Below are 19,195 nucleotides of genomic sequence, written 5' to 3' on the forward strand. Positions count from 1 at the left end.
CGAGAAATTGGTTGATTGTCTCGTGGGAGCGGGTATCAGGATTGGAGGCGGTACACCGCGTTGGCGACGGCGATGTCTTCCAGGCCCAGGCCGATGGAGCGGAAAAATACGTGACGGTCGTAAGCGGGGCGCGGCACTTTTTTGCCGAGCAGATCCGCCAGGTCGCCAACGATCGCGTCCTTGTTCCAGCCGTGCTGCTCGGCGGCAATCAGCATTTCCCCCGCCGAGCCCGGCGTGGTCAGACGATAGTCGCAGAATACCTGCATGCCATTGAGGCTGCTCGGCGGCACTTCATGGGCGCGCGGGGCGTTGGTGCTGATCGAGGTGATCAGCGCCGGTTTGCTCAGGATGGCCGGATCGATCACAGGTCCGGCGGACGACGTGCAGAGCATGATGACGTCGGCATCGGCGATGGCGGCTTCGCGGCTGGCGGCAATGTTCAGGCGCGGCTCGATGCTTTTCAGCAGGCTCGCGGTGGCCGGATCTTCGCCGAGGTTCGGGGCGTACAGGCTGATGCTTTGCCAGTCGCGCAGGGTTTTGACGTAATGCAGATGCGCCTGGGCCACTTTGCCGCTGCCGATGATCGCCAGCCGTTCGGCCGCGTGCGGGGCGAGGGCGTCGACTGCGACGGCGGTGGTCGCGGCGGTGCGCGCGGTGGTCAGTTCGCCGGCGTCGCACAGCAGCAGCGGCTGGCCGGTCTGCATCGACATCAGCAGCGTCCACGCGGTGACCAGCGGACCTTGCTCGCGGACGATGTACGGCGAAGTCTTGACCCCGTACACGCCATCTTCGGCCAGCACGCCGAGGTAGTTGATGAAGTCGCCGGCACCCTGGGGGAATTCCACCAGTTGTTGCGCCGGTTGCACCGCATGCCCGGCCGCCAGATCACGAAACAGCTTGCGCATGATCTGCGGCACATCGATACGGGCCAGCAGGTCGCGGGCCTGGGTTTGATCGATCACATACGGCGTGCTGGACATGGCGGACTCCGGGGATTGAAATTAAACTAATTTGTCCATTATGGACTTTTAGTTTAATCCAGCAATATCCAGGCGAAAAAAAAGCGCAGCCCGTTACCGGCTGCGCCTTTTTTTACCGCGTCGCTTACTGAGGACGCTTGCGCTCAACCGCCCGTAGCAGATGGGTTGGTGGCATTTCGCAGCTGATCTTGCGACCCAGCAGTTCCTCGATGGACGGTAGCTGATACGAGTCGTCCTCACCGGCGAAGCTGATCGACACGCCATCGGCGCCTGCCCGACCGGTACGGCCGATGCGGTGTACGTAGTCGTCCGGGACTTCCGGCAGGGTGAAGTTGATCACATGGCTGATACCGTCGATGTGGATACCGCGACCGGCCACGTCAGTGGCGACCAGCACACGGATCTTGCCTTCGCGGAAACCTTCCAGGGTCTTGATGCGTTTGTGCTGCGGCACGTCACCGGACAGTTGCGCGGCGTTGATACCGTCACGCACCAGGCGTTCTTCGATGCGTCGCACTTCATCCTTGCGGTTGGCGAACACGATCACCCGCTCCCAGCCGTTGTCGTTGACCAGGTTGTAGAGCAGTTTGTACTTGTCGGCGCCAGCCACGGCATAGATGTGCTGTTCGACGTTCTCGTTGGCCACGTTGGTGACTTCGATTTCGACGATGGCGGGGTCGGTGGTCCATTGCTTGGCCAGGTTCATCACGTCATCGGTGAAGGTCGCGGAGAACAGCAGGGTCTGGCGTTCGCTTTTCGGCGGGGTCTGGCGAATGATCTGGCGAACCTGCGGGATGAAGCCCATGTCGAGCATGCGGTCGGCTTCGTCCAGCACCATCACTTCAACCATGTCCAGGTGCACGTCGCCGCGCTGGTTGAAGTCCAGCAGGCGGCCTGGCGTGGCGACGAGGATGTCGCAATGGCGCGCTTCGAGGTGCTTGAGCTGCTTGTCGAAGTCCATGCCGCCCACGAAGGTCATGACGTTGAGGCCGGTGTACTTGGTCAGGTCGGCGGCGTCCTTGGCGATCTGCACCACCAGTTCGCGGGTCGGCGCGATAATCAGTGCCCGTGGCTCGCCCATGTAGCGCTCTTTCGGCGGCGGCGTCTGCAGCAGTTGGGTGATGATCGAGATCAGGAACGCGGCAGTCTTGCCGGTGCCGGTCTGGGCGCGGCCGATGGCGTCTTTGCCGGCGAGGGTGAAACCCAGCACCTGGGCCTGGATCGGCGTGCAGTACGGGAAACCCAGGTCCTGGATGGCGTGCATCAGTTCCGGAGCGAGTTTGAAATCGTGGAAGCGGGTTTTGCCTTCCTGGGGTTCGACGACGAAATCTTCGAGTTTCCAGGGAATCACCGGCGCCTTGGGCTTCGGTTCGCGGCGCGGTCTGGGCGGTTTCGGTGCTTCGCTACGGGCAGGTTCGGCAACGTTGGCAGCGGCGGAGGCCGGTTTCGGCTCTGGTTTCGGTGCCGCTGGGCGAGGCTGGCGGTCGGCCGGTTTGGCATCGTTGCGATGACCGGGGGCGGGGGACGGCGCAGTGGGCGCTGGTGCGAGCGGCTCAGCCTCGCTTTTACCGAACATTTTCTTGAGTGCTTTGAGCACGGTCGTCTCATCAATTGGTTAAGGAATGTACGCCGGCCAGTGTAATGCAAGAAACGGGCGCGGCGTAGTGGGATGATCAAAGGGTGCCGTCTGTAGGAAAAACCCCTGAGGCGCGATCAGCGCAGGCGTTCGCCCAGCCATTGACCAATGTCGCGAATTTCTTCGGGTAACACTTCGTGCTCCATTGGGTATTCCTGCCATGTCACGGTGACACCATTGGCTTTCAGATACTCATAGGCGGTGCGGCCCATGGAGTTCTGCACCACGTTGTCGAACTGGCCGTGGAGCGACAGCACCGGGATCCGTTGCTGGCTGGCGGACAGCTCCAGCGCATCGCTGAATGTCGGTGCGTAGGTCGACAGCGCCAGCACGCCACCCAAGGGTCCCTGCCATTTCAGGAACGCGGTGTGTAGAACCACTGCGCCGCCCTGGGAAAACCCCGCGAGAAAAATCCGCGAAGCGTCTATTCCGCTGGCGCGCTGCTCTTCGATCAGTTCGATGATGCGGTCGGCGGACGCTTCCAGTTCGTCGCGGTCGATCGCCCGCGCCGGGCTCATGGCCTTGATGTCGTACCAGCTCGGCATGGCATATCCGCCATTTATCGTGACCGGGCGGGTGGGTGCCTGAGGCAGGACGAAACGCGTGCTCAACAGGGTTTCCTGCAACGCCTCGGCCACCGGCAGGAAGTCGTAGCGATCGGCGCCGAGGCCGTGCAGCCAGATCACGCAGGCGTCCGCGGTCTTAACAGGCTGAAGAATCAAGGGCTCGGTCATGGCTGCTCCAATTGTGTGCGGGCGCTCTCATTAAGTGCGTGATTCGAGTGCGCGCCTGGTTTATCCGTTAAGAAGATGTCGCAAGGCTGAAAGTTTTGCTATTGACCTCTTCCTCATCTGCTTCTGCGACCGGTCTGGTACGGGCTTTGCTATGAGGTGGTTGTGCAATCGATCTCGGGCCTGGCGGTAACACTATCAGTGAACGCCCGGCGACGGGATAGCAAAGAATCCGGTGATGGATGTTCGCCAATGGCCGCTACGGGCATCGCGAACGTGAAAGGGCTACAGCCCGTTCGGCCGACTGGTGAGAAGTGAGTTGTCCATTATGTGGATTTTCTCCTACTAGACTCATAGCTAAGGTCTTACGTCGGTTGACCCCATAAGAAGCCAACACGGGTCAACTACGCCTCAAAAGGGTGCGACTGGACTCAAGCTCCGACACAACAAGAGCAAAACTGGAGGTTTGAATGAAGATGTTGAAATCCACTCTGGCGGTCGTGACTGCTGCTGCAGTTCTCGGCGTCAGCGGGTTCGCTCAGGCGGGTGCAACCCTGGATGCGGTACAGAAGAAAGGTTTCGTGCAGTGTGGCGTGAGCGACGGTCTGCCAGGCTTCTCCGTACCGGATTCGACCGGCAAGATCATCGGTATCGACGCTGATGTCTGCCGTGCCGTGGCCGCTGCCGTGTTCGGCGATGCGACCAAGGTCAAATTCAGCCAGCTGAACGCCAAGGAGCGCTTCACCGCGCTGCAGTCCGGCGAAATCGACATCCTGTCGCGCAACACCACCATGACCAGTTCCCGTGACGCGGGCATGGGCCTGAAATTCCCTGGCTTCATCACTTACTACGACGGTGTGGGCTTCCTGGCCAACAACAAGCTGGGCGTGAAAAGTGCCAAGGAACTGGACGGTGCGACCATCTGCATCCAGGCCGGTACCACTACCGAACTGAACGTGTCCGACTACTTCCGCGCCAACGGCCTGAAGTACACCCCGATCACTTTCGACACCTCCGATGAAAGCGCCAAGTCGCTGGAGTCCGGTCGTTGCGACGTGCTGACCTCCGACAAGTCCCAGCTGTTCGCCCAGCGCAGCAAGCTGGCTTCGCCGAAGGACTACGTGGTTCTGCCGGAAACCATTTCCAAGGAACCTCTGGGCCCGGTCGTGCGTAACGGCGACGACGAGTGGCTGGCCATCGTACGTTGGGTCGGCTACGCGCTGCTCAACAGCGAAGAAGCCGGTATCACTTCGAAAAACGTTGTTGAAGAAGCCAAGTCCACCAAGAACCCGGACGTTGCCCGTCTGCTGGGTGGCGACGGCGAATACGGCAAGGACCTGAAACTGCCGAAGGACTGGGTCGTCAAGATCGTTTCCCAGGTGGGTAACTACGGCGAAATCTTCGAGAAAAACCTCGGCAAGACCACTCCGCTGGAAATCGACCGTGGCATGAACGCGCTGTGGAACAACGGCGGCATTCAGTACGCACCACCAGTGCGCTGATTGTTCTATCACCCGGCGGGCCAACCGCCGGGTGATGTTCTGTTCGATTTTTTCCGGGGCACTTCATGCAAAATTCAATCGGCGCACCAAAGCAGAGGTTCAGCCTCAGCGATCCGCGTGTGCGTGCGTGGCTGTTTCAGATCATCACCGTCGTGGCGGTGGTCTCGATGGGCTGGTATCTGTTCGATAACACCCAGACCAACCTGCAACACCGGGGCATCACCTCCGGTTTCGGCTTCCTGGAGCGCAGTGCCGGGTTCGGTATCGCTCAACATCTGATCGACTACACCGAAGCGGACAGTTATGCCCGCGTCTTTGTGATCGGCCTGCTCAACACCCTGCTGGTGACATTCATCGGCGTGATCCTGGCGACCCTGCTGGGCTTCATCATCGGTGTGGCGCGTCTCTCGCCGAACTGGATCATCAGCAAACTGGCGACCGTGTATGTGGAAGTGTTCCGCAACATTCCGCCGCTGCTGCAAATCCTGTTCTGGTATTTCGCGGTATTCCTGACCATGCCGGGGCCGCGCAACAGTCACAATTTCGGCGACACCTTCTTCGTCAGCAGCCGTGGCCTGAACATGCCGGCCGCGCAAATGGCCGATGGCTTCTGGGCGTTCGTGGTGAGCATCGTGGTGGCCATCGTCGCCATCGTGTTCATGAGCCGCTGGGCGACCAGACGCTTTGAAGAAACCGGCGAGCCGTTCCACAAGTTCTGGGTTGGCCTGGCCATCCTGCTGGTGGTTCCGGCCTTGTGTGCGTTGATCTTCGGCGCTCCGCTGCATTGGGAACTGCCGCAGCTCAAAGGCTTCAACTTCGTCGGCGGCTGGGTGTTGATCCCGGAACTGCTGGCGTTGACCCTGGCCCTGACCGTGTACACCGCAGCATTCATCGCCGAGATCGTGCGTTCGGGGATCAAGTCGGTCAGCCATGGCCAGACCGAAGCGGCCCGTTCCCTCGGCCTGCGCAACGGTCCGACCCTGCGCAAGGTGATCATTCCGCAAGCGCTGCGAGTCATCATTCCGCCGCTGACCAGCCAATACCTGAACCTGGCGAAGAACTCGTCCCTGGCCGCCGGTATCGGTTATCCGGAAATGGTTTCGCTGTTCGCCGGCACCGTGCTCAACCAGACCGGTCAGGCCATCGAAGTCATTGCCATCACCATGAGCGTGTACCTGGCGATCAGTATCAGCATTTCCCTGCTGATGAACTGGTACAACAAGCGCATTGCGCTGATCGAGCGGTGAGGAAACGCGCATGACATCCCATACTTTCAAACCTGACATGCCCCCACCGAGCAGTAGCATCGGCGTGGTGGCGTGGATGCGCGCGAACATGTTCTCCAGCTGGCTCAACACCCTGCTGACCCTGTTTGCGTTCTACCTGATCTACCTCGTGGTCCCACCGATTCTCAGCTGGGCGATCCTCGATGCCAACTGGGTCGGCACCACCCGCGCCGACTGCACCAAGGACGGCGCCTGCTGGGTGTTCATCCAGCAGCGTTTCGGCCAGTTCATGTACGGCTACTACCCGACCGACCTGCGCTGGCGCGTGGACCTGACCGTGTGGCTGGCGGTCATCGGCGTGGCACCGCTGTTCATCTCGCGCTTCCCGCGTAAAGCGGTGTACGGATTGAGCTTCCTGGTGATCTACCCGATCGTTGCCTACTGCCTGCTTCACGGCGGTGTGTTCGGCCTGACCACCGTGGCGACCAGCCAGTGGGGCGGCCTGATGCTGACCCTGGTGATTGCCACCGTGGGGATCGCCGGTGCGCTGCCGCTGGGGATTCTCCTGGCGCTGGGGCGTCGCTCGAACCTGCCGGCGATTCGCGTGGTCTGCGTGACCTTCATCGAGTTCTGGCGCGGCGTGCCGTTGATCACGGTGCTGTTCATGTCCTCGGTGATGCTGCCGCTGTTCCTGCCCGAAGGCATGAACTTCGACAAGCTGTTGCGAGCGCTGATCGGCGTGATCCTGTTCCAGTCGGCCTATGTCGCCGAGGTGGTGCGTGGCGGTCTGCAAGCGATCCCCAAAGGTCAGTACGAAGCCGCCGCTGCGATGGGCCTCGGTTACTGGCGCGCCATGGGCCTGGTGATTCTGCCGCAAGCCCTGAAGCTGGTGATCCCGGGCATCGTCAATACCTTTATCGCGCTGTTCAAGGACACCAGCCTTGTGATCATCATCGGCCTCTTCGACCTGCTCAACAGCGTCAAGCAAGCCGCCGCCGATCCGAAATGGCTGGGCATGGCCACCGAAGGCTACGTGTTCGCCGCCCTGGTGTTCTGGATTTTCTGTTTTGGTATGTCGCGCTATTCCATGCATCTGGAACGCAAGCTCGACACTGGCCACAAGCGTTAGGAGTTCTCTGTAATGAGCGAAGCAATCAAAAAGCCAGTGGGGCCTGAAGGCATCATCCAGATGCAAGGCGTCAACAAGTGGTACGGCCAGTTCCACGTTCTGAAAGACATCAACCTCAATGTCAAACAGGGCGAGCGTATCGTGCTGTGCGGCCCGTCGGGCTCCGGCAAGTCCACGACCATTCGCTGCCTGAATCGTCTGGAAGAGCACCAGCAGGGCCGCATCGTGGTCGACGGCGTAGAGCTGACCAACGACCTCAAGCAGATCGAAGCGATCCGCCGTGAAGTCGGCATGGTGTTCCAGCACTTCAACCTGTTCCCGCACCTGACCATCCTGCAGAACTGCACGCTGGCGCCGATGTGGGTGCGCAAGATGCCCAAGCGCAAGGCCGAGGAAATCGCCATGCATTACCTGGAGCGCGTACGCATTCCGGAGCAGGCGCACAAGTTCCCGGGGCAACTGTCCGGTGGTCAGCAACAACGTGTGGCGATCGCCCGCGCGTTGTGCATGAAGCCGAAAATCATGCTGTTCGACGAACCGACTTCGGCACTCGACCCAGAGATGGTGAAAGAGGTTCTGGACACCATGATCGGCCTGGCCGAAGACGGCATGACCATGCTCTGCGTAACCCACGAAATGGGCTTCGCCCGCACCGTGGCCAACCGCGTGATCTTCATGGACAAGGGCGAGATCGTCGAACAGGCGGCGCCGAACGACTTCTTCGACAATCCGCAGAATGATCGGACGAAGTTGTTCCTGAGTCAGATTCTGCATTGATGCAGAGGTGATTTCTGAAACAGACCCGGCCTTGTGCCGGGTTTGTTTTTTGCGGGAAACCTGTTCAGGAGGCGGGGAGGGTTTCGCGTTCCGTGTGAACAGTGTCCTTGAACCCCCGCAAGTCCGCGCCTTCCCCCAGCACGCGAGCGTCGGCGAGCAAATGCGGATAACGATCGAGCAGGCGCATCAACACCATCAACGCCTTGGGAGGCAACGTTTCACCACGTTCATAGCGTGAAAACGCGTTGTGCCCGCCGCCCGACAGCAGTTGCACTGCGTCTTTCTGAGATAGATGGAGTTTGCGGCGAATGCGCTTCATCTCATTGCCGATCATTTGCCTGCCGGCGATGACCAGTTCGTCGCAGGCATCCGAATAACGCTCTGCGCTACCTGGGTCGAAGATGACCTCTGCGCAGGCCTGGCACTCCCAACCGGATAAGTCATCGAGCCGCTGCTCCATGCCCTTGACGCTCATGGTTTCGCCGCGACCCTTGAAGTGCCGCATCCCCTCGGGGGCACCACAGCTGAAACATTGCTTTGTGTTCATGGATTTTTCTCCTTGAAGGAGATCACCGGAGGTTCACTACCTGTGCAGTAAGTGACCTTGATGTATATCTCCAAATCGTTCCAGGTCGTGTGATAGACGTCTTGCCAGACTCGATGATCGCTGTAGGTGGTCATCGATTTGTAAAGCATCCGGCTGTTGAGTTCGAAAACGACCTGTTGCATTTCATTGAGGCTCAGACCCAAGTCCCTGCCGGTATTTCGGGCAGTTCGGGTGAACGCTTCTCTACCCAGTCTCCTGACATCCTCCTTGATCACCGCCAGGTTGTAGTGGGGTGTGTTTTTCTCCATAAAAACCTGAGTCCCGTCCCTGAAATTACCCTTAAAGGGTAATTTTGACCAATCGAAAATCCCGCTCCATTTCCCTCTCTCTGACCGTAGGCGGTTGCCGTCCTACACGGAGCTGACTAACATGTCAGAAAATTCATCCCATGATTGGATGAAAGGACGAATCCCATGTCAGAAAATTCCTTGCTCATTAAGCGGTCACTGGTCGATCAGGCGCTGGACCAGTTGCGCCAGCGCATCACCGACGGCACCTGGCAGGTCGGCCAGCGTCTGCCCACCGAACCCGAGCTCTGCGCGGAACTCGGCATCAGCCGCAACACCGTGCGTGAAGCCATGCGCGTCCTGGCGTTTTCCGGGTTGATCGAAATCCGTCAGGGCGACGGCAGTTATCTGCGCGCGGTGGTCGACCCGATGGACACCCTCAAGGCGCTGTCCCGGTGCTCGCTGGATCAGGCCCGGGAGACCCGGCACATTCTCGAAGTCGAGGCCATCGGGCTGGCGGCCCTGCGCCGTACCGATGAGGATCTGGTGGCATTGCGCGAGGCACTCGGGGTCATCGGTTGCCACTACCACGGTGACCTCGACACTTACATCGCCTGCGATCTGGTGTTCCACCGCCGACTGGTGGATGCTGCGCACAACCCGACCCTCAGCGAGCTGTATCGCTATTTCTCCAGCATTGTCGGCGCGCAATTGCGCCAGACCCTGAACATCGTCCCGCGCCGTCAGGAAGTGTTCGACCTGCACGTCGCGCTGCTCGACGCGGTTGAACAACGTGATCCTGAGCGGGCCAAAGCCATATCCAGGCAGTTGATCAATGAACCTTGAAACCGAGAAGTCCATGTCCCGCAGTGAGTTGTCCACAGCCGCCAAACACTCGACCGAGATCGAAGAGTTGCTGATCGACGCCGAGGCCAATGATGAGCAGGTGCAGCAGAGCCATCCGCTGGTGCGCCGTCCCTGGCTATTGCTGTTGGGGTTGATCCTGGTGGCACTGAACTTGCGCCCGGCGCTGTCCAGCATGGCGCCGCTGCTCAGCGACGTGTCGAAAAGCCTTGGGTTGTCGGCCGCCCAGGCGGGTCTGCTGACCACATTGCCGGTCCTCTGCCTGGGGCTGTTCGCCCCGCTGGCACCGATGCTGGCGCGGCGCTTCGGCGCCGAGCGAGTCGTGCTGGGAATTCTTTTGACGCTGTCCGGCGGCATTATCCTGCGCAGCAACTTCGGTGAGATCGGTCTGTTCGCCGGCAGTGTGCTGGGCGGTGCCAGCATCGGCATCATCGGTGTGTTGTTGCCGGGCATCGTCAAACGCGACTTCGCCAAACACGCGGGCACCATGACCGGTGTCTATACCATGGCCCTGTGCCTTGGCGCGGCGATGGCGGCGGGTTCGAGCGTGCCGTTGAGCGAGCATTTCGACCACAGTTGGGCGATGGGCCTGGGCTTCTGGGTGATTCCGGCGCTGGTGGCGGCGCTGTTCTGGCTGCCTCAGGTGGGGCAGAAACACGGCGCGCACAATGTCGCCTATCGGGTGCGCGGGCTGCTGCGCGATCCGCTGGCCTGGCAGGTGACGTTGTACATGGGGCTGCAGTCGTCGCTGGCCTACATCGTGTTCGGCTGGCTGCCGTCGATCCTGATCGGGCGCGGGCTGACGCCGACCCAGGCGGGTCTGGTGCTGTCCGGCTCGGTGATCATCCAGCTTGCCAGTTCCCTGGCGGCGCCGTGGCTGGCGACCCGTGGCAAGGATCAACGCCTGGCGATCGTGGTAGTGATGGCGTTGACCCTGGGTGGTCTGTTCGGCTGCCTCTACGCACCGATCGAAGGGCTGTGGGGCTGGGCGATCCTGCTTGGCCTGGGGCAGGGGGGCACGTTCAGTCTGGCGCTGACGCTGATCGTTCTGCGCTCGCGCGACTCTCATGTTGCGGCGAACCTGTCGAGCATGTCCCAGGGCTTCGGCTACACCCTAGCTTCGATGGGGCCGTTCGCGGTCGGCGTGGTGCACGACTGGACTGGCGGCTGGAATGCCGTGGGCTGGATCTTCGGCATCATCGGCTTCGGTGCGATCCTTGCCGGGCTTGGGGCCGGGCGAGCGTTGTATGTGCAGGTGCAGAGCGAAAAGATCTGAGGCTCGCCAGTTCCACCGTTTTAATCCGCACCGCCGCCATTCGAATCACGAATGCCGATAGTGTTTCCGGCGATTGCAGATTATCGTGCTGGCAATCTGTACATTCTTTGGAGATTGCCCATGAGTGAAGCCCACGCCGCCCTGATTACCCGGTTCTACCAAGCCTTCCAGCGCCTCGATGCCGAGGCGATGGCCGCCTGTTACACCGATGATGTGGTGTTCAGCGATCCGGCCTTCGGCGAACTGCGGGGCCGTGATGCCGGCGACATGTGGCGCATGCTCACCACCCGTGCCAAGGACTTTTCGCTGACCTTCGACAACGTGCGTGCCGACGAGCGCAGCGGCGGCGCCCATTGGGTGGCGACCTATCTGTTCAGCCAGACCGGCAACATCGTGATCAACGACATCCAGGCGCGTTTCGTCTTCCGCGACGGCAAGATCTGCGAACACCACGACCACTTTGACCTGTGGCGCTGGTCGCGTCAGGCCCTCGGCTTCAAAGGTCTGCTGCTGGGCTGGACGCCGCTGGTACGCAACGCCGTCCGCGCCCAGGCGTTGAAAGGGCTGAAGGCATTTCAGGCCGGGCGCTGATAAGATCGCGGCCTGTTTCCTACACGCCCTGACCGTTACGTGACCACCCTCAGCGAAAATCCTGTCGATGCCGACGTCCCGGCGAGCAAGTCCTGGTTCGTCTACCTCGTGCGCGCCGCCAACGGCTCGCTCTACTGCGGGATCAGCGATGATCCCGTGCGCCGCTTTGCCAAACACCAGAGCGGCAAGGGTGCACGGTTTTTCCTCTCAAGCCCGGCCATGGCACTGGTCTACACCGAGCGCTGCCGCGACAAGGGCGATGCGCTGCGTCAGGAGCGGCTGATCAAGAAGTTGAGGAAGAGTGCGAAGGAGTGTCTGGTGGCGGGGTATCAACCTGACTGATGGGTTCCCATCAGCCACATCCGTAGGCCGCGATCCAATTGCACGCTAAGCTGCTGATTCACTTTCTGTGCGGCGGAGCCGAGCATGTCCGAGCTTATTCTTCACCACTACCCAGCCTCTCCATTCGCCGAAAAGGCCCGGCTGCTGTTGGGGTTCAAAGGTTTGTCCTGGCGCTCGGTGAATATCTCGCCGGTGATGCCCAAGCCCGATCTGACGGCCCTGACCGGAGGCTATCGCAAGACCCCGGTGCTGCAGGTCGGTGCCGATATCTATTGCGATACCGCCTTGATCGCTCGTCGCCTGGAGCAGGAAAAGGCACAGCCGGCGTTCTTCCCGGAAGGTCAGGAAATGATCGCCGCCAGTTTCGCCACCTGGGCGGATTCGGTGGTGTTTCAGCATGCGGTGAGTCTGGTGTTTCAGCCGGAGTCCGTGGCGGTGCGTTTCGGCAAATTGCCGCCGGAAGCGATCAAAGCCTTCCTGGCCGACCGCGCGGGGCTGTTCAGCGGTGGCAGCGCGACCCGGCTGTCCGCCGAGCAGGCCAAACATCAATGGCCGACGATCATGGCGCGTCTGGAACAGCAGTTGCCGCGCGAGCAGGGCGACTTTCTGTTCGGCGATCCGTCGATTGCCGACTTCGCCATGGCCCATCCGCTGTGGTTCCTCAAGGCAACTCATGTGACCGCGCCATTGGTGGATGCTTATCCGGCGGTGTCGGCTTGGCTGGGGCGCGTGCTGGGCTTCGGGCATGGCGCGGCGAGTGAAATGAGCTCCGAGGAAGCACTGGAAGTTGCGCGCAATGCCACCCCGGCGGCACTGCCGGATGAGCAGTTTGTCGATCCGAATGGATTCACGGCGGGCCAGCAGGTAGCGATTGCGGCGACGGATTACGGCGTTGATCCGGTGGCCGGGGAATTGGTGTTTGCCGGGCGCGAAGAGTTGATCCTGCGCCGCGAGGACGCGCGTGGCGGGGTGGTGCATGTACACTTCCCGCGATTCGGCTTCCGCATCGAGGCCCGCTGAAACTCCACTGTGGGAGCGGGCAAGCCCGCTCCCACAATGCGTTCTATTTCAGGGCGGCGAGTATTTCGTCCGGGTCGAACCCGCGAATCAACGTACCGTTGACGTCGATCAGTGGAATCCCGCGCCCGCCCAGCGCTTCATAAGCCTTGCGCGCTTCGGCGTCCTTCTCGATATCGAACTCCTTGAACGGAATGCCCTTGCTGTCGAGAAAACGCCTGGTCTGCTTGCAGTAGCCGCACCAGTCGGTGGCGTAGAGCGTGACGCTGGCCTGCGCTCGCGTCTGCTCGGACACCATTTGCGACGGATTGAACACCCGCTCGATCTTGCCCCAGTTCTGATAGACCACGGCCACCAGCAGTACCAGCAGAACCTTTTTCAGCACATTGCCGAGCATCAGTTGCGGCGCTTCAGCTGATCGGTCAGCGAGGTCGGCAGGCCCTTGATGACCAACGTGCCGGCTTCTTCGTCGTACTCGATCTTCGAGCCCAGCAGGTGCGCTTCAAAGCTGATCGACAGGCCTTCGGCGCGACCGGTGAAGCGGCGGAACTGGTTGAGCGTGCGCTTATCCGCCGGAATCTCCGGCGACAGGCCGTAATCCTTGTTGCGGATGTGATCGTAGAAGGCCTTCGGGCGTTCTTCGTCGATCAGTTCCGAGAGTTCCTCCAGGCCCATCGGCTCGCCGAGTTTGGCCTGGCTGCTGGCGTAGTCGACCAGAGTCTTGGTCTTCTCGCGGGCGGAGTCTTCCGGCAGGTCTTCGCTTTCGACGAAGTCGCTGAAGGCCTTGAGCAGGGTACGGGTCTCGCCCGGGCCGTCGACGCCTTCCTGGCAGCCGATGAAGTCGCGGAAATACTCCGAGACCTTTTTGCCGTTCTTGCCCTTGATGAACGAGATGTACTGCTTGGACTGCTTGTTGTTCTGCCACTCGGAGACGTTGATCCGCGCCGCCAGGTGCAACTGGCCGAGATCGAGATGACGCGACGGGGTCACGTCCAATTGATCGGTCACCGCCACGCCTTCGCTGTGGTGCAGCAGGGCGATCGCCAGGTAATCGGTCATGCCTTGCTGGTAGTGGGCGAAGAGTACGTGGCCGCCCACCGACAGGTTCGATTCTTCCATCAGCTTTTGCAGATGCTCGACCGCCACCCGGCTGAACGCGGTGAAATCCTGCGCGCCGTCGAGGTATTCCTTCAGCCAGCCGCTGAACGGAAATGCGCCGGACTCCGGATGAAACAGGCCCCAGGCTTTGCCCTGTTTGGCGTTATAGCTTTCATTGAGGTCGGCAAGCATGTTCTCGATGGCCGCAGACTCAGCCAGTTCGGAGTCACGGGCGTGCAGAACTGCGGGTGTGCCGTCGGGTTTTTTGTCGATCAGGTGGACGATGCAATGACGGATCGGCATAGGCTTCTCGGCTGGTGGAAGGGAGGAGGGCAGGCTCCCCCGAAAAAGCGCCCAGTGTACCGCAACCATTGGTTTTGGCGCGGGTTGAGGGGCAATTCAGGGTCACGGGTCGGCCCTTATGCATTTATTTACCGATTTAGCGCAATAAACCTGACCATTTGGCTAGCTAGAGGCGGATATTTCCTTGTCTCTGTGCTAGTTTTGCCCGGTCTTGCGCGAAGTCACCGCGACAAGCATGCATTCAGCTTTTGTCAGGTCGAACCAAACCTTGATTTCGGCATCTATAACCCCGACTCGTCGTGGTTATCGCCGAGGGTGCCAGATCCAGAAGATCGGGCTCGATGGCTGACACTGCACTCTGCAATCCATATGAATTTGATAGGGAAGGAACACTACATGGCTCTTACTAAAGACCAACTGATCGCCGACATCGCTGAAGCTATCGACGCGCCGAAAACCACCGCGCGCAACGCTCTGGAGCAACTGGGTCAAATCGTTGCCGATCAGCTGGAAAACGGTGCCGAAATCACTCTGCCAGGTATCGGCAAGCTGAAAGTGACCGAGCGTCCTGCCCGTACCGGCCGTAACCCATCGACTGGCGCTGCCATCGAAATCGCTGCCAAGAAAGTTGTCAAGTTCGTTCCAGCCAAAGCGCTGACCGACGGCATCAACAAGTAAGACAGCATGAAAAACCGTGCACTGGAGCGATCCGGGCACGGTTTTTTTGTGTCCGCAGAAAAGTGCTTACTGCGCTGAGGCCTTGCTCCAGCGAGCCTGACGCCAGGCCTGTTGCTGTTCCGGGGTCTGGAAGGTCCAGGCGACGAAACGGCTCTGCTTCTGACCCTGGCCCATCTCCACGACCTGGCTTTGCAGGGCGCCAGCCTTGTTCAGCGCGGTCTGGATCGCCGGCAGGTTCGACGCTTTCGATACCAGCGTGCTGAACCACAACACCTGCTGCGCCACCTGCGCGCTCTCGCTGACCAATTGGGTGACGAAGCGCACCTCACCGCCCTCGCACCACAACTCCGCCGCCTGCCCGCCGAAGTTCAGCACCGGCAGCTTGCGTTTCGGATCAGCCTTGCCCAGCGCGCGCCATTTGCGGGTACTGCCCCGAGTGGCTTCTTCGAGGGAGGCGTGGAACGGCGGGTTGCACATTGTCAATTCGAAGCGTTCGGTGGCTTCCAGCAGGCCAAGCAGGATGTGCTTGCGATTGCCTTGCTGGCGGATCTGGATCGCCTTGTTCAAGCCGTTGGCCTGGACGATGGCCCTGGCGGCGGCGATGGCCGTGGCGTCGATGTCCGAGCCGAGGAACTGCCAGCGATAATCGCTATGGCCAATCAGCGGATAGATGCAGTTCGCGCCCATGCCCACGTCCAGCACCTTGACCGCCGCCCCGCGCGGGATCACGCCGTCGTTATGGCTGGCCAGCAGGTCGGCGAGAAAGTGTATGTAGTCCGCACGCCCCGGCACCGGTGGGCACAGGTAATCGGCGGGAATGTCCCAATGGGCGATGCCGTAGAACGCCTTGAGCAGCGCCCGGTTGAACACACGCACGGCTTCGGGGCTGGCGAAGTCGATGCTTTCCTTGCCATAGGGGTTGATGATCACGAACTTCGCCAGTTCCGGCGTGCTCTTGATCAGTGCCGGGAAGTCGTAACGGCCCTGGTGGCGGTTGCGCGGGTGCAGGCCGGCCTTTTCCTTTGGTGCGCCGTTGGCGGCCGGGGTCTTGGCTTCAGGCTTCTTGCGCGCGGGTTTGGGTGGGCGTGGAGCGGTCATGGGCGAGGTCGATTCGGGTAAGGCTGAAAGTGGCGGGCATTGTCCCACATCTGAACAGGGCGGGTGATTTGACAGGCATGAAAAAGGGAGGCCGTTGCGGGCCTCCCTTTTTCAATGCGATTTGCCGTTACAGGCTGGCAATCCGCGCGTGCTGCTCAGCCAGCTTGGCCAGTGCCTGTTCGGCCTCGGCCAGTTTGGCGCGCTCCTTGTCGATGACTTCGGCCGGAGCCTTGTCAACGAAACTAGCGTTGGACAGTTTGCCGCCGACGCGCTGGACTTCACCCTGCAGACGCAGGATTTCCTTGTCCAGACGTGCCAGTTCCGCACCCTTGTCGATCAGGCCGGCCATTGGCACCAGCACTTCCATCTCGCCGACCAGTGCGGTGGCGGACAGCGGCGCTTCTTCGCCAGCGGCCAGGACCGTGATCGATTCCAGGCGTGCCAGTTTCTTCAGCAGCGCTTCGTTCTCGGTCAGGCGACGCTGGTCTTCGGCGCTGACGTTCTTCAGATAGATCGGCAGCGGTTTGCCCGGGCCGATGTTCATTTCGCCCCGGATGTTGCGGGTGCCGAGCATCAGGCCCTTGAGCCATTCGATGTCGTCTTCGGCGGCCGGATCGATGCGTTCTTCGTTGGCCACTGGCCAGGCTTGCAGCATGATCGTCTTGCCCTGAATGCCGGCCAGCGGCGCGATGCGCTGCCAGATTTCTTCAGTGATGAACGGCATGAACGGATGCGCCAGGCGCAGCGCCACTTCCAGTACGCGCACCAGGGTGCGACGGGTGCCGCGCTGGCGCTCGACCGGCGCGTTTTCGTCCCACAGTACGGGCTTGGACAGTTCCAGATACCAGTCGCAGTACTGGTTCCAGATGAACTCGTACAGCGCCTGCGCCGCCAGGTCGAAACGGAACTGATCCAGTTGACGGGTCACTTCGGCTTCGGTGCGTTGCAGTTGCGAGATGATCCAGCGATCGGCCAGCGACAGTTCGTAAGCTTCGCCGTTCTGGCCGCAGTCTTCGCCCTTGTCCAGAACGTAACGCGCAGCGTTCCAGATCTTGTTGCAGAAGTTGCGATAGCCTTCGACGCGGCCCATGTCGAACTTGATGTCGCGACCGGTGGACGCCAGCGAGCAGAAGGTGAAGCGCAGGGCGTCGGTGCCATAGCTGGCGATGCCGTCGGCGAATTCGTCGCGGGTGGCTTTCTCGATCTTCTTCGCCAGTTTCGGCTGCATCAGGCCGGAAGTGCGTTTCTGCACCAGGGTTTCCAGCTCGATGCCGTCGATGATGTCCAGCGGGTCCAGGACGTTGCCCTTGGACTTGGACATTTTCTGGCCCTGACCATCACGCACCAGACCGTGTACGTAAACGGTCTTGAACGGAACCTGCGGGGTGCCGTCCTCGTTCTTGATCAGGTGCATCGTCAGCATGATCATCCGGGCGACCCAGAAGAAAATGATGTCGAAACCGGTGACCAGCACGTCGGTGGAGTGGAATTTCTTCAGAAATTCGGTTTTTTCCGGCCAGCCCAGGGTGGAGAACGTCCACAGACCGGAACTGAACCAGGTGTCGAGAACGTCGTTGTCCTGTTGCAGCGTCACGTCGGCGCCGAGTTTGTGCTTGGCGCGGATTTCCGCTTCGTCGCGACCGACGTAGACCTTGCCCGACTCGTCGTACCAGGCCGGAATCCGGTGGCCCCACCACAGCTGACGGCTGATGCACCAGTCCTGGATGTCGCGCATCCACGAGAAGTACATGTTCTCGTATTGCTTGGGCACGAACTGGATGCGGCCGTCTTCAACGGCAGCGATCGCAGGCTCGGCCAAAGGCTTGGTGGACACGTACCACTGGTCAGTCAGCCACGGCTCGATGACGGTGCCGGAGCGGTCGCCTTTCGGCACTTTCAGGTTGTGGTCGTCGACGCTGACCAGCAGGCCGGCGGCGTCGAAGGCGGCAACGATCTGCTTGCGCGCTTCGAAACGCTCGAGACCGGCGTACTCGGCCGGGATCTGGCCGTCGATGCTGTCGTTCAGCGTGCCGTCGAGGTTGAACACCTGCGCTGCCGGCAGCACGTTGGCGTTCTTGTCGAAGATGTTCAGCAGCGGCAGGTTGTGGCGCTTGCCGACTTCGTAGTCGTTGAAATCGTGGGCCGGGGTGATTTTCACGCAGCCGGTGCCGAATTCAGGATCGCAGTAATCGTCGGCGATGATCGGGATGCGGCGGCCGACCAGCGGCAGCTCGACGAACTTGCCGATCAGGGCCTTGTAGCGCTCGTCGTTCGGGTTAACAGCCACGGCGGAGTCGCCGAGCATGGTTTCCGGACGGGTGGTGGCGACGATCAGGAAGTCGTTGCCTTCGGCGGTTTTCGCGCCGTCGGCCAGCGGGTACTTGAGGTTCCACAGGAAACCTTTCTCGTCGTGGTTTTCCACTTCCAGATCGGAAATCGCCGTGTGCAGCTTGGTGTCCCAGTTGACCAGACGCTTGCCGCGGTAGATCAGGCCGTCTTCGTGCAGGCGCACGAACGCTTCTTTCACGGCTTCCGAGAGGCCGTCATCCATGGTGAAGCGCTCGCGGCTCCAGTCCACGGACGAGCCGAGGCGGCGGATCTGACGGCTGATGTTGCCGCCGGACTGCTCTTTCCACTCCCAGACTTTCTCGAGGAATTTTTCCCGGCCCAGGTCGTGGCGATTCTGGCCCTGGGCTTCGAGCTGGCGCTCCACCAGCATCTGAGTGGCGATACCGGCGTGGTCGGTGCCCGGCTGCCACAGGGTGTCGCGACCCTGCATGCGGCGGAAACGGATCAGGGCGTCCATGATCGCGTTGTTGAAACCGTGACCCATGTGCAGGCTGCCGGTGACGTTCGGCGGCGGGATCATGATGGTGTAGGAGTCGCCCGCGCCTTGCGGGGCGAAGTAGTTCTCGGACTCCCAGGTGTTGTACCAGGAAGTTTCAATGGCGTGCGGCTGGTAGGTCTTATCCATGCGCGGCGGGACCCTATTGGCATTTATTCAGGAAAAGCCGGGAAGTATAGCGGGGCATGGGGCGCAGGGCGAGCGGGGGAGGACAATGTGCAGCTTCAGATGCGGTGTACATTCAATGGGGGAGCGGGCAAGCCCGTTC

General features: G+C 60.9%; 19 protein-coding genes. 10 read left to right on the plus strand and 9 right to left on the minus strand.

The window, feature by feature from the left end; translation table 11 throughout:
- Positions 1 to 35: 35 nt before the first annotated feature.
- The 3 genes from KVQ74_RS16880 to KVQ74_RS16890 all read right to left on the minus strand — a co-directional run bounded on the left by KVQ74_RS16880 (position 36) and on the right by KVQ74_RS16890 (position 3,350).
- Positions 36 to 980, minus strand: a complete 945-nt coding sequence (locus KVQ74_RS16880; RefSeq protein WP_217832308.1) for an ornithine cyclodeaminase family protein — start codon at positions 978 to 980, stop codon at positions 36 to 38.
- Between the two features lie 124 nt (positions 981 to 1,104).
- On the minus strand, positions 1,105 to 2,556 hold the full coding sequence (gene rhlB / locus KVQ74_RS16885; RefSeq protein WP_225930064.1) for an ATP-dependent RNA helicase RhlB: 1,452 nt from the start codon (positions 2,554 to 2,556) through the stop codon (positions 1,105 to 1,107).
- A gap of 137 nt (positions 2,557 to 2,693) precedes the next feature.
- The gene (locus KVQ74_RS16890) at positions 2,694 to 3,350 is read right to left on the minus strand and encodes an alpha/beta hydrolase (protein ID WP_217832310.1); all 657 of its coding nucleotides are present in this window, start codon (positions 3,348 to 3,350) and stop codon (positions 2,694 to 2,696) included.
- A gap of 467 nt (positions 3,351 to 3,817) precedes the next feature.
- Between KVQ74_RS16890 and KVQ74_RS16895 the strand changes: the two genes are divergently transcribed.
- The 4 genes from KVQ74_RS16895 (at position 3,818) to KVQ74_RS16910 (ending at position 7,981) form a co-directional block, all read left to right on the plus strand.
- Complete coding sequence (locus KVQ74_RS16895; RefSeq protein WP_217832311.1) at positions 3,818 to 4,849, plus strand: amino acid ABC transporter substrate-binding protein; 1,032 nt, start codon at positions 3,818 to 3,820, stop codon at positions 4,847 to 4,849.
- A gap of 65 nt (positions 4,850 to 4,914) precedes the next feature.
- Complete coding sequence (locus KVQ74_RS16900; protein ID WP_217832312.1) at positions 4,915 to 6,096, plus strand: amino acid ABC transporter permease; 1,182 nt, start codon at positions 4,915 to 4,917, stop codon at positions 6,094 to 6,096.
- 10 nt (positions 6,097 to 6,106) lie between these two features.
- On the plus strand, positions 6,107 to 7,204 hold the full coding sequence (locus KVQ74_RS16905) for an amino acid ABC transporter permease (RefSeq protein ID WP_217832313.1): 1,098 nt from the start codon (positions 6,107 to 6,109) through the stop codon (positions 7,202 to 7,204).
- A 12-nt stretch (positions 7,205 to 7,216) separates the two neighbouring features.
- Positions 7,217 to 7,981: an amino acid ABC transporter ATP-binding protein gene (locus KVQ74_RS16910; protein ID WP_003221897.1), complete on the plus strand. Its 765-nt coding sequence runs from the start codon at positions 7,217 to 7,219 to the stop codon at positions 7,979 to 7,981.
- Positions 7,982 to 8,045: 64 nt separating this feature from the next.
- On the opposite strand, the gene KVQ74_RS16915 is transcribed toward KVQ74_RS16910, so the two are convergent.
- Together KVQ74_RS16915 and KVQ74_RS16920 are read right to left on the minus strand one after the other, a co-directional pair.
- The gene (locus KVQ74_RS16915; protein ID WP_217832314.1) at positions 8,046 to 8,528 is read right to left on the minus strand and encodes a type II toxin-antitoxin system MqsA family antitoxin; all 483 of its coding nucleotides are present in this window, start codon (positions 8,526 to 8,528) and stop codon (positions 8,046 to 8,048) included.
- Entirely contained in the window at positions 8,525 to 8,836 is a 312-nt protein-coding gene (locus tag KVQ74_RS16920; RefSeq protein ID WP_217832315.1) for a type II toxin-antitoxin system MqsR family toxin, read from the minus strand. The genes KVQ74_RS16915 and KVQ74_RS16920 overlap by 4 nt, the downstream gene beginning before the upstream one ends.
- A 165-nt stretch (positions 8,837 to 9,001) precedes the next feature.
- On the opposite strand from KVQ74_RS16920, the gene KVQ74_RS16925 reads away from it, so the two are divergent.
- The 5 genes from KVQ74_RS16925 (at position 9,002) to KVQ74_RS16945 (ending at position 12,908) form a co-directional block, all read left to right on the plus strand.
- The gene (locus KVQ74_RS16925; protein WP_217832316.1) at positions 9,002 to 9,661 is read left to right on the plus strand and encodes a FadR/GntR family transcriptional regulator; all 660 of its coding nucleotides are present in this window, start codon (positions 9,002 to 9,004) and stop codon (positions 9,659 to 9,661) included.
- Positions 9,651 to 10,955, plus strand: a complete 1,305-nt coding sequence (locus KVQ74_RS16930) for a CynX/NimT family MFS transporter (RefSeq protein ID WP_217832317.1) — start codon at positions 9,651 to 9,653, stop codon at positions 10,953 to 10,955. Before KVQ74_RS16925 ends, KVQ74_RS16930 begins: the two co-directional genes overlap by 11 nt.
- A 120-nt stretch (positions 10,956 to 11,075) precedes the next feature.
- Complete coding sequence (locus KVQ74_RS16935) at positions 11,076 to 11,546, plus strand: nuclear transport factor 2 family protein (RefSeq protein ID WP_077571232.1); 471 nt, start codon at positions 11,076 to 11,078, stop codon at positions 11,544 to 11,546.
- A 39-nt stretch (positions 11,547 to 11,585) separates the two neighbouring features.
- A complete protein-coding gene (locus tag KVQ74_RS16940; RefSeq protein ID WP_217832318.1) occupies positions 11,586 to 11,888 on the plus strand; it encodes a GIY-YIG nuclease family protein in 303 nt (100 codons plus the stop codon).
- A gap of 84 nt (positions 11,889 to 11,972) precedes the next feature.
- Positions 11,973 to 12,908: a glutathione S-transferase family protein gene (locus KVQ74_RS16945; RefSeq protein ID WP_217832319.1), complete on the plus strand. Its 936-nt coding sequence runs from the start codon at positions 11,973 to 11,975 to the stop codon at positions 12,906 to 12,908.
- Positions 12,909 to 12,951: 43 nt separating this feature from the next.
- Here the strand turns inward: KVQ74_RS16945 and KVQ74_RS16950 are convergent, their stop codons facing one another.
- Both KVQ74_RS16950 and yejK read right to left on the minus strand, forming a co-directional pair.
- Positions 12,952 to 13,302: a glutaredoxin family protein gene (locus KVQ74_RS16950; RefSeq protein WP_217832320.1), complete on the minus strand. Its 351-nt coding sequence runs from the start codon at positions 13,300 to 13,302 to the stop codon at positions 12,952 to 12,954.
- A complete protein-coding gene (yejK, locus tag KVQ74_RS16955; protein WP_217832321.1) occupies positions 13,302 to 14,306 on the minus strand; it encodes a nucleoid-associated protein YejK in 1,005 nt (334 codons plus the stop codon). Before yejK ends, KVQ74_RS16950 begins: the two co-directional genes overlap by 1 nt.
- A gap of 396 nt (positions 14,307 to 14,702) precedes the next feature.
- On the opposite strand from yejK, the gene KVQ74_RS16960 reads away from it, so the two are divergent.
- The gene (locus KVQ74_RS16960; RefSeq protein ID WP_217832322.1) at positions 14,703 to 14,984 is read left to right on the plus strand and encodes an HU family DNA-binding protein; all 282 of its coding nucleotides are present in this window, start codon (positions 14,703 to 14,705) and stop codon (positions 14,982 to 14,984) included.
- A gap of 66 nt (positions 14,985 to 15,050) precedes the next feature.
- Here the strand turns inward: KVQ74_RS16960 and rlmF are convergent, their stop codons facing one another.
- Both rlmF and KVQ74_RS16970 read right to left on the minus strand, forming a co-directional pair.
- Entirely contained in the window at positions 15,051 to 16,082 is a 1,032-nt protein-coding gene (gene rlmF, locus KVQ74_RS16965; protein ID WP_217832323.1) for a 23S rRNA (adenine(1618)-N(6))-methyltransferase RlmF, read from the minus strand.
- 127 nt (positions 16,083 to 16,209) lie between these two features.
- Positions 16,210 to 19,056 carry a valine--tRNA ligase gene (locus KVQ74_RS16970; RefSeq protein ID WP_217832324.1) on the minus strand — a complete coding sequence of 949 codons (2,847 nt, stop codon included), beginning with the start codon at positions 19,054 to 19,056 and terminating at the stop codon, positions 16,210 to 16,212.
- Between the last annotated feature and the right edge of the window lie 139 nt (positions 19,057 to 19,195).

The organism is Pseudomonas botevensis, assembly GCF_019145475.1.
GTDB lineage: Bacteria > Pseudomonadota > Gammaproteobacteria > Pseudomonadales > Pseudomonadaceae > Aquipseudomonas > Aquipseudomonas botevensis.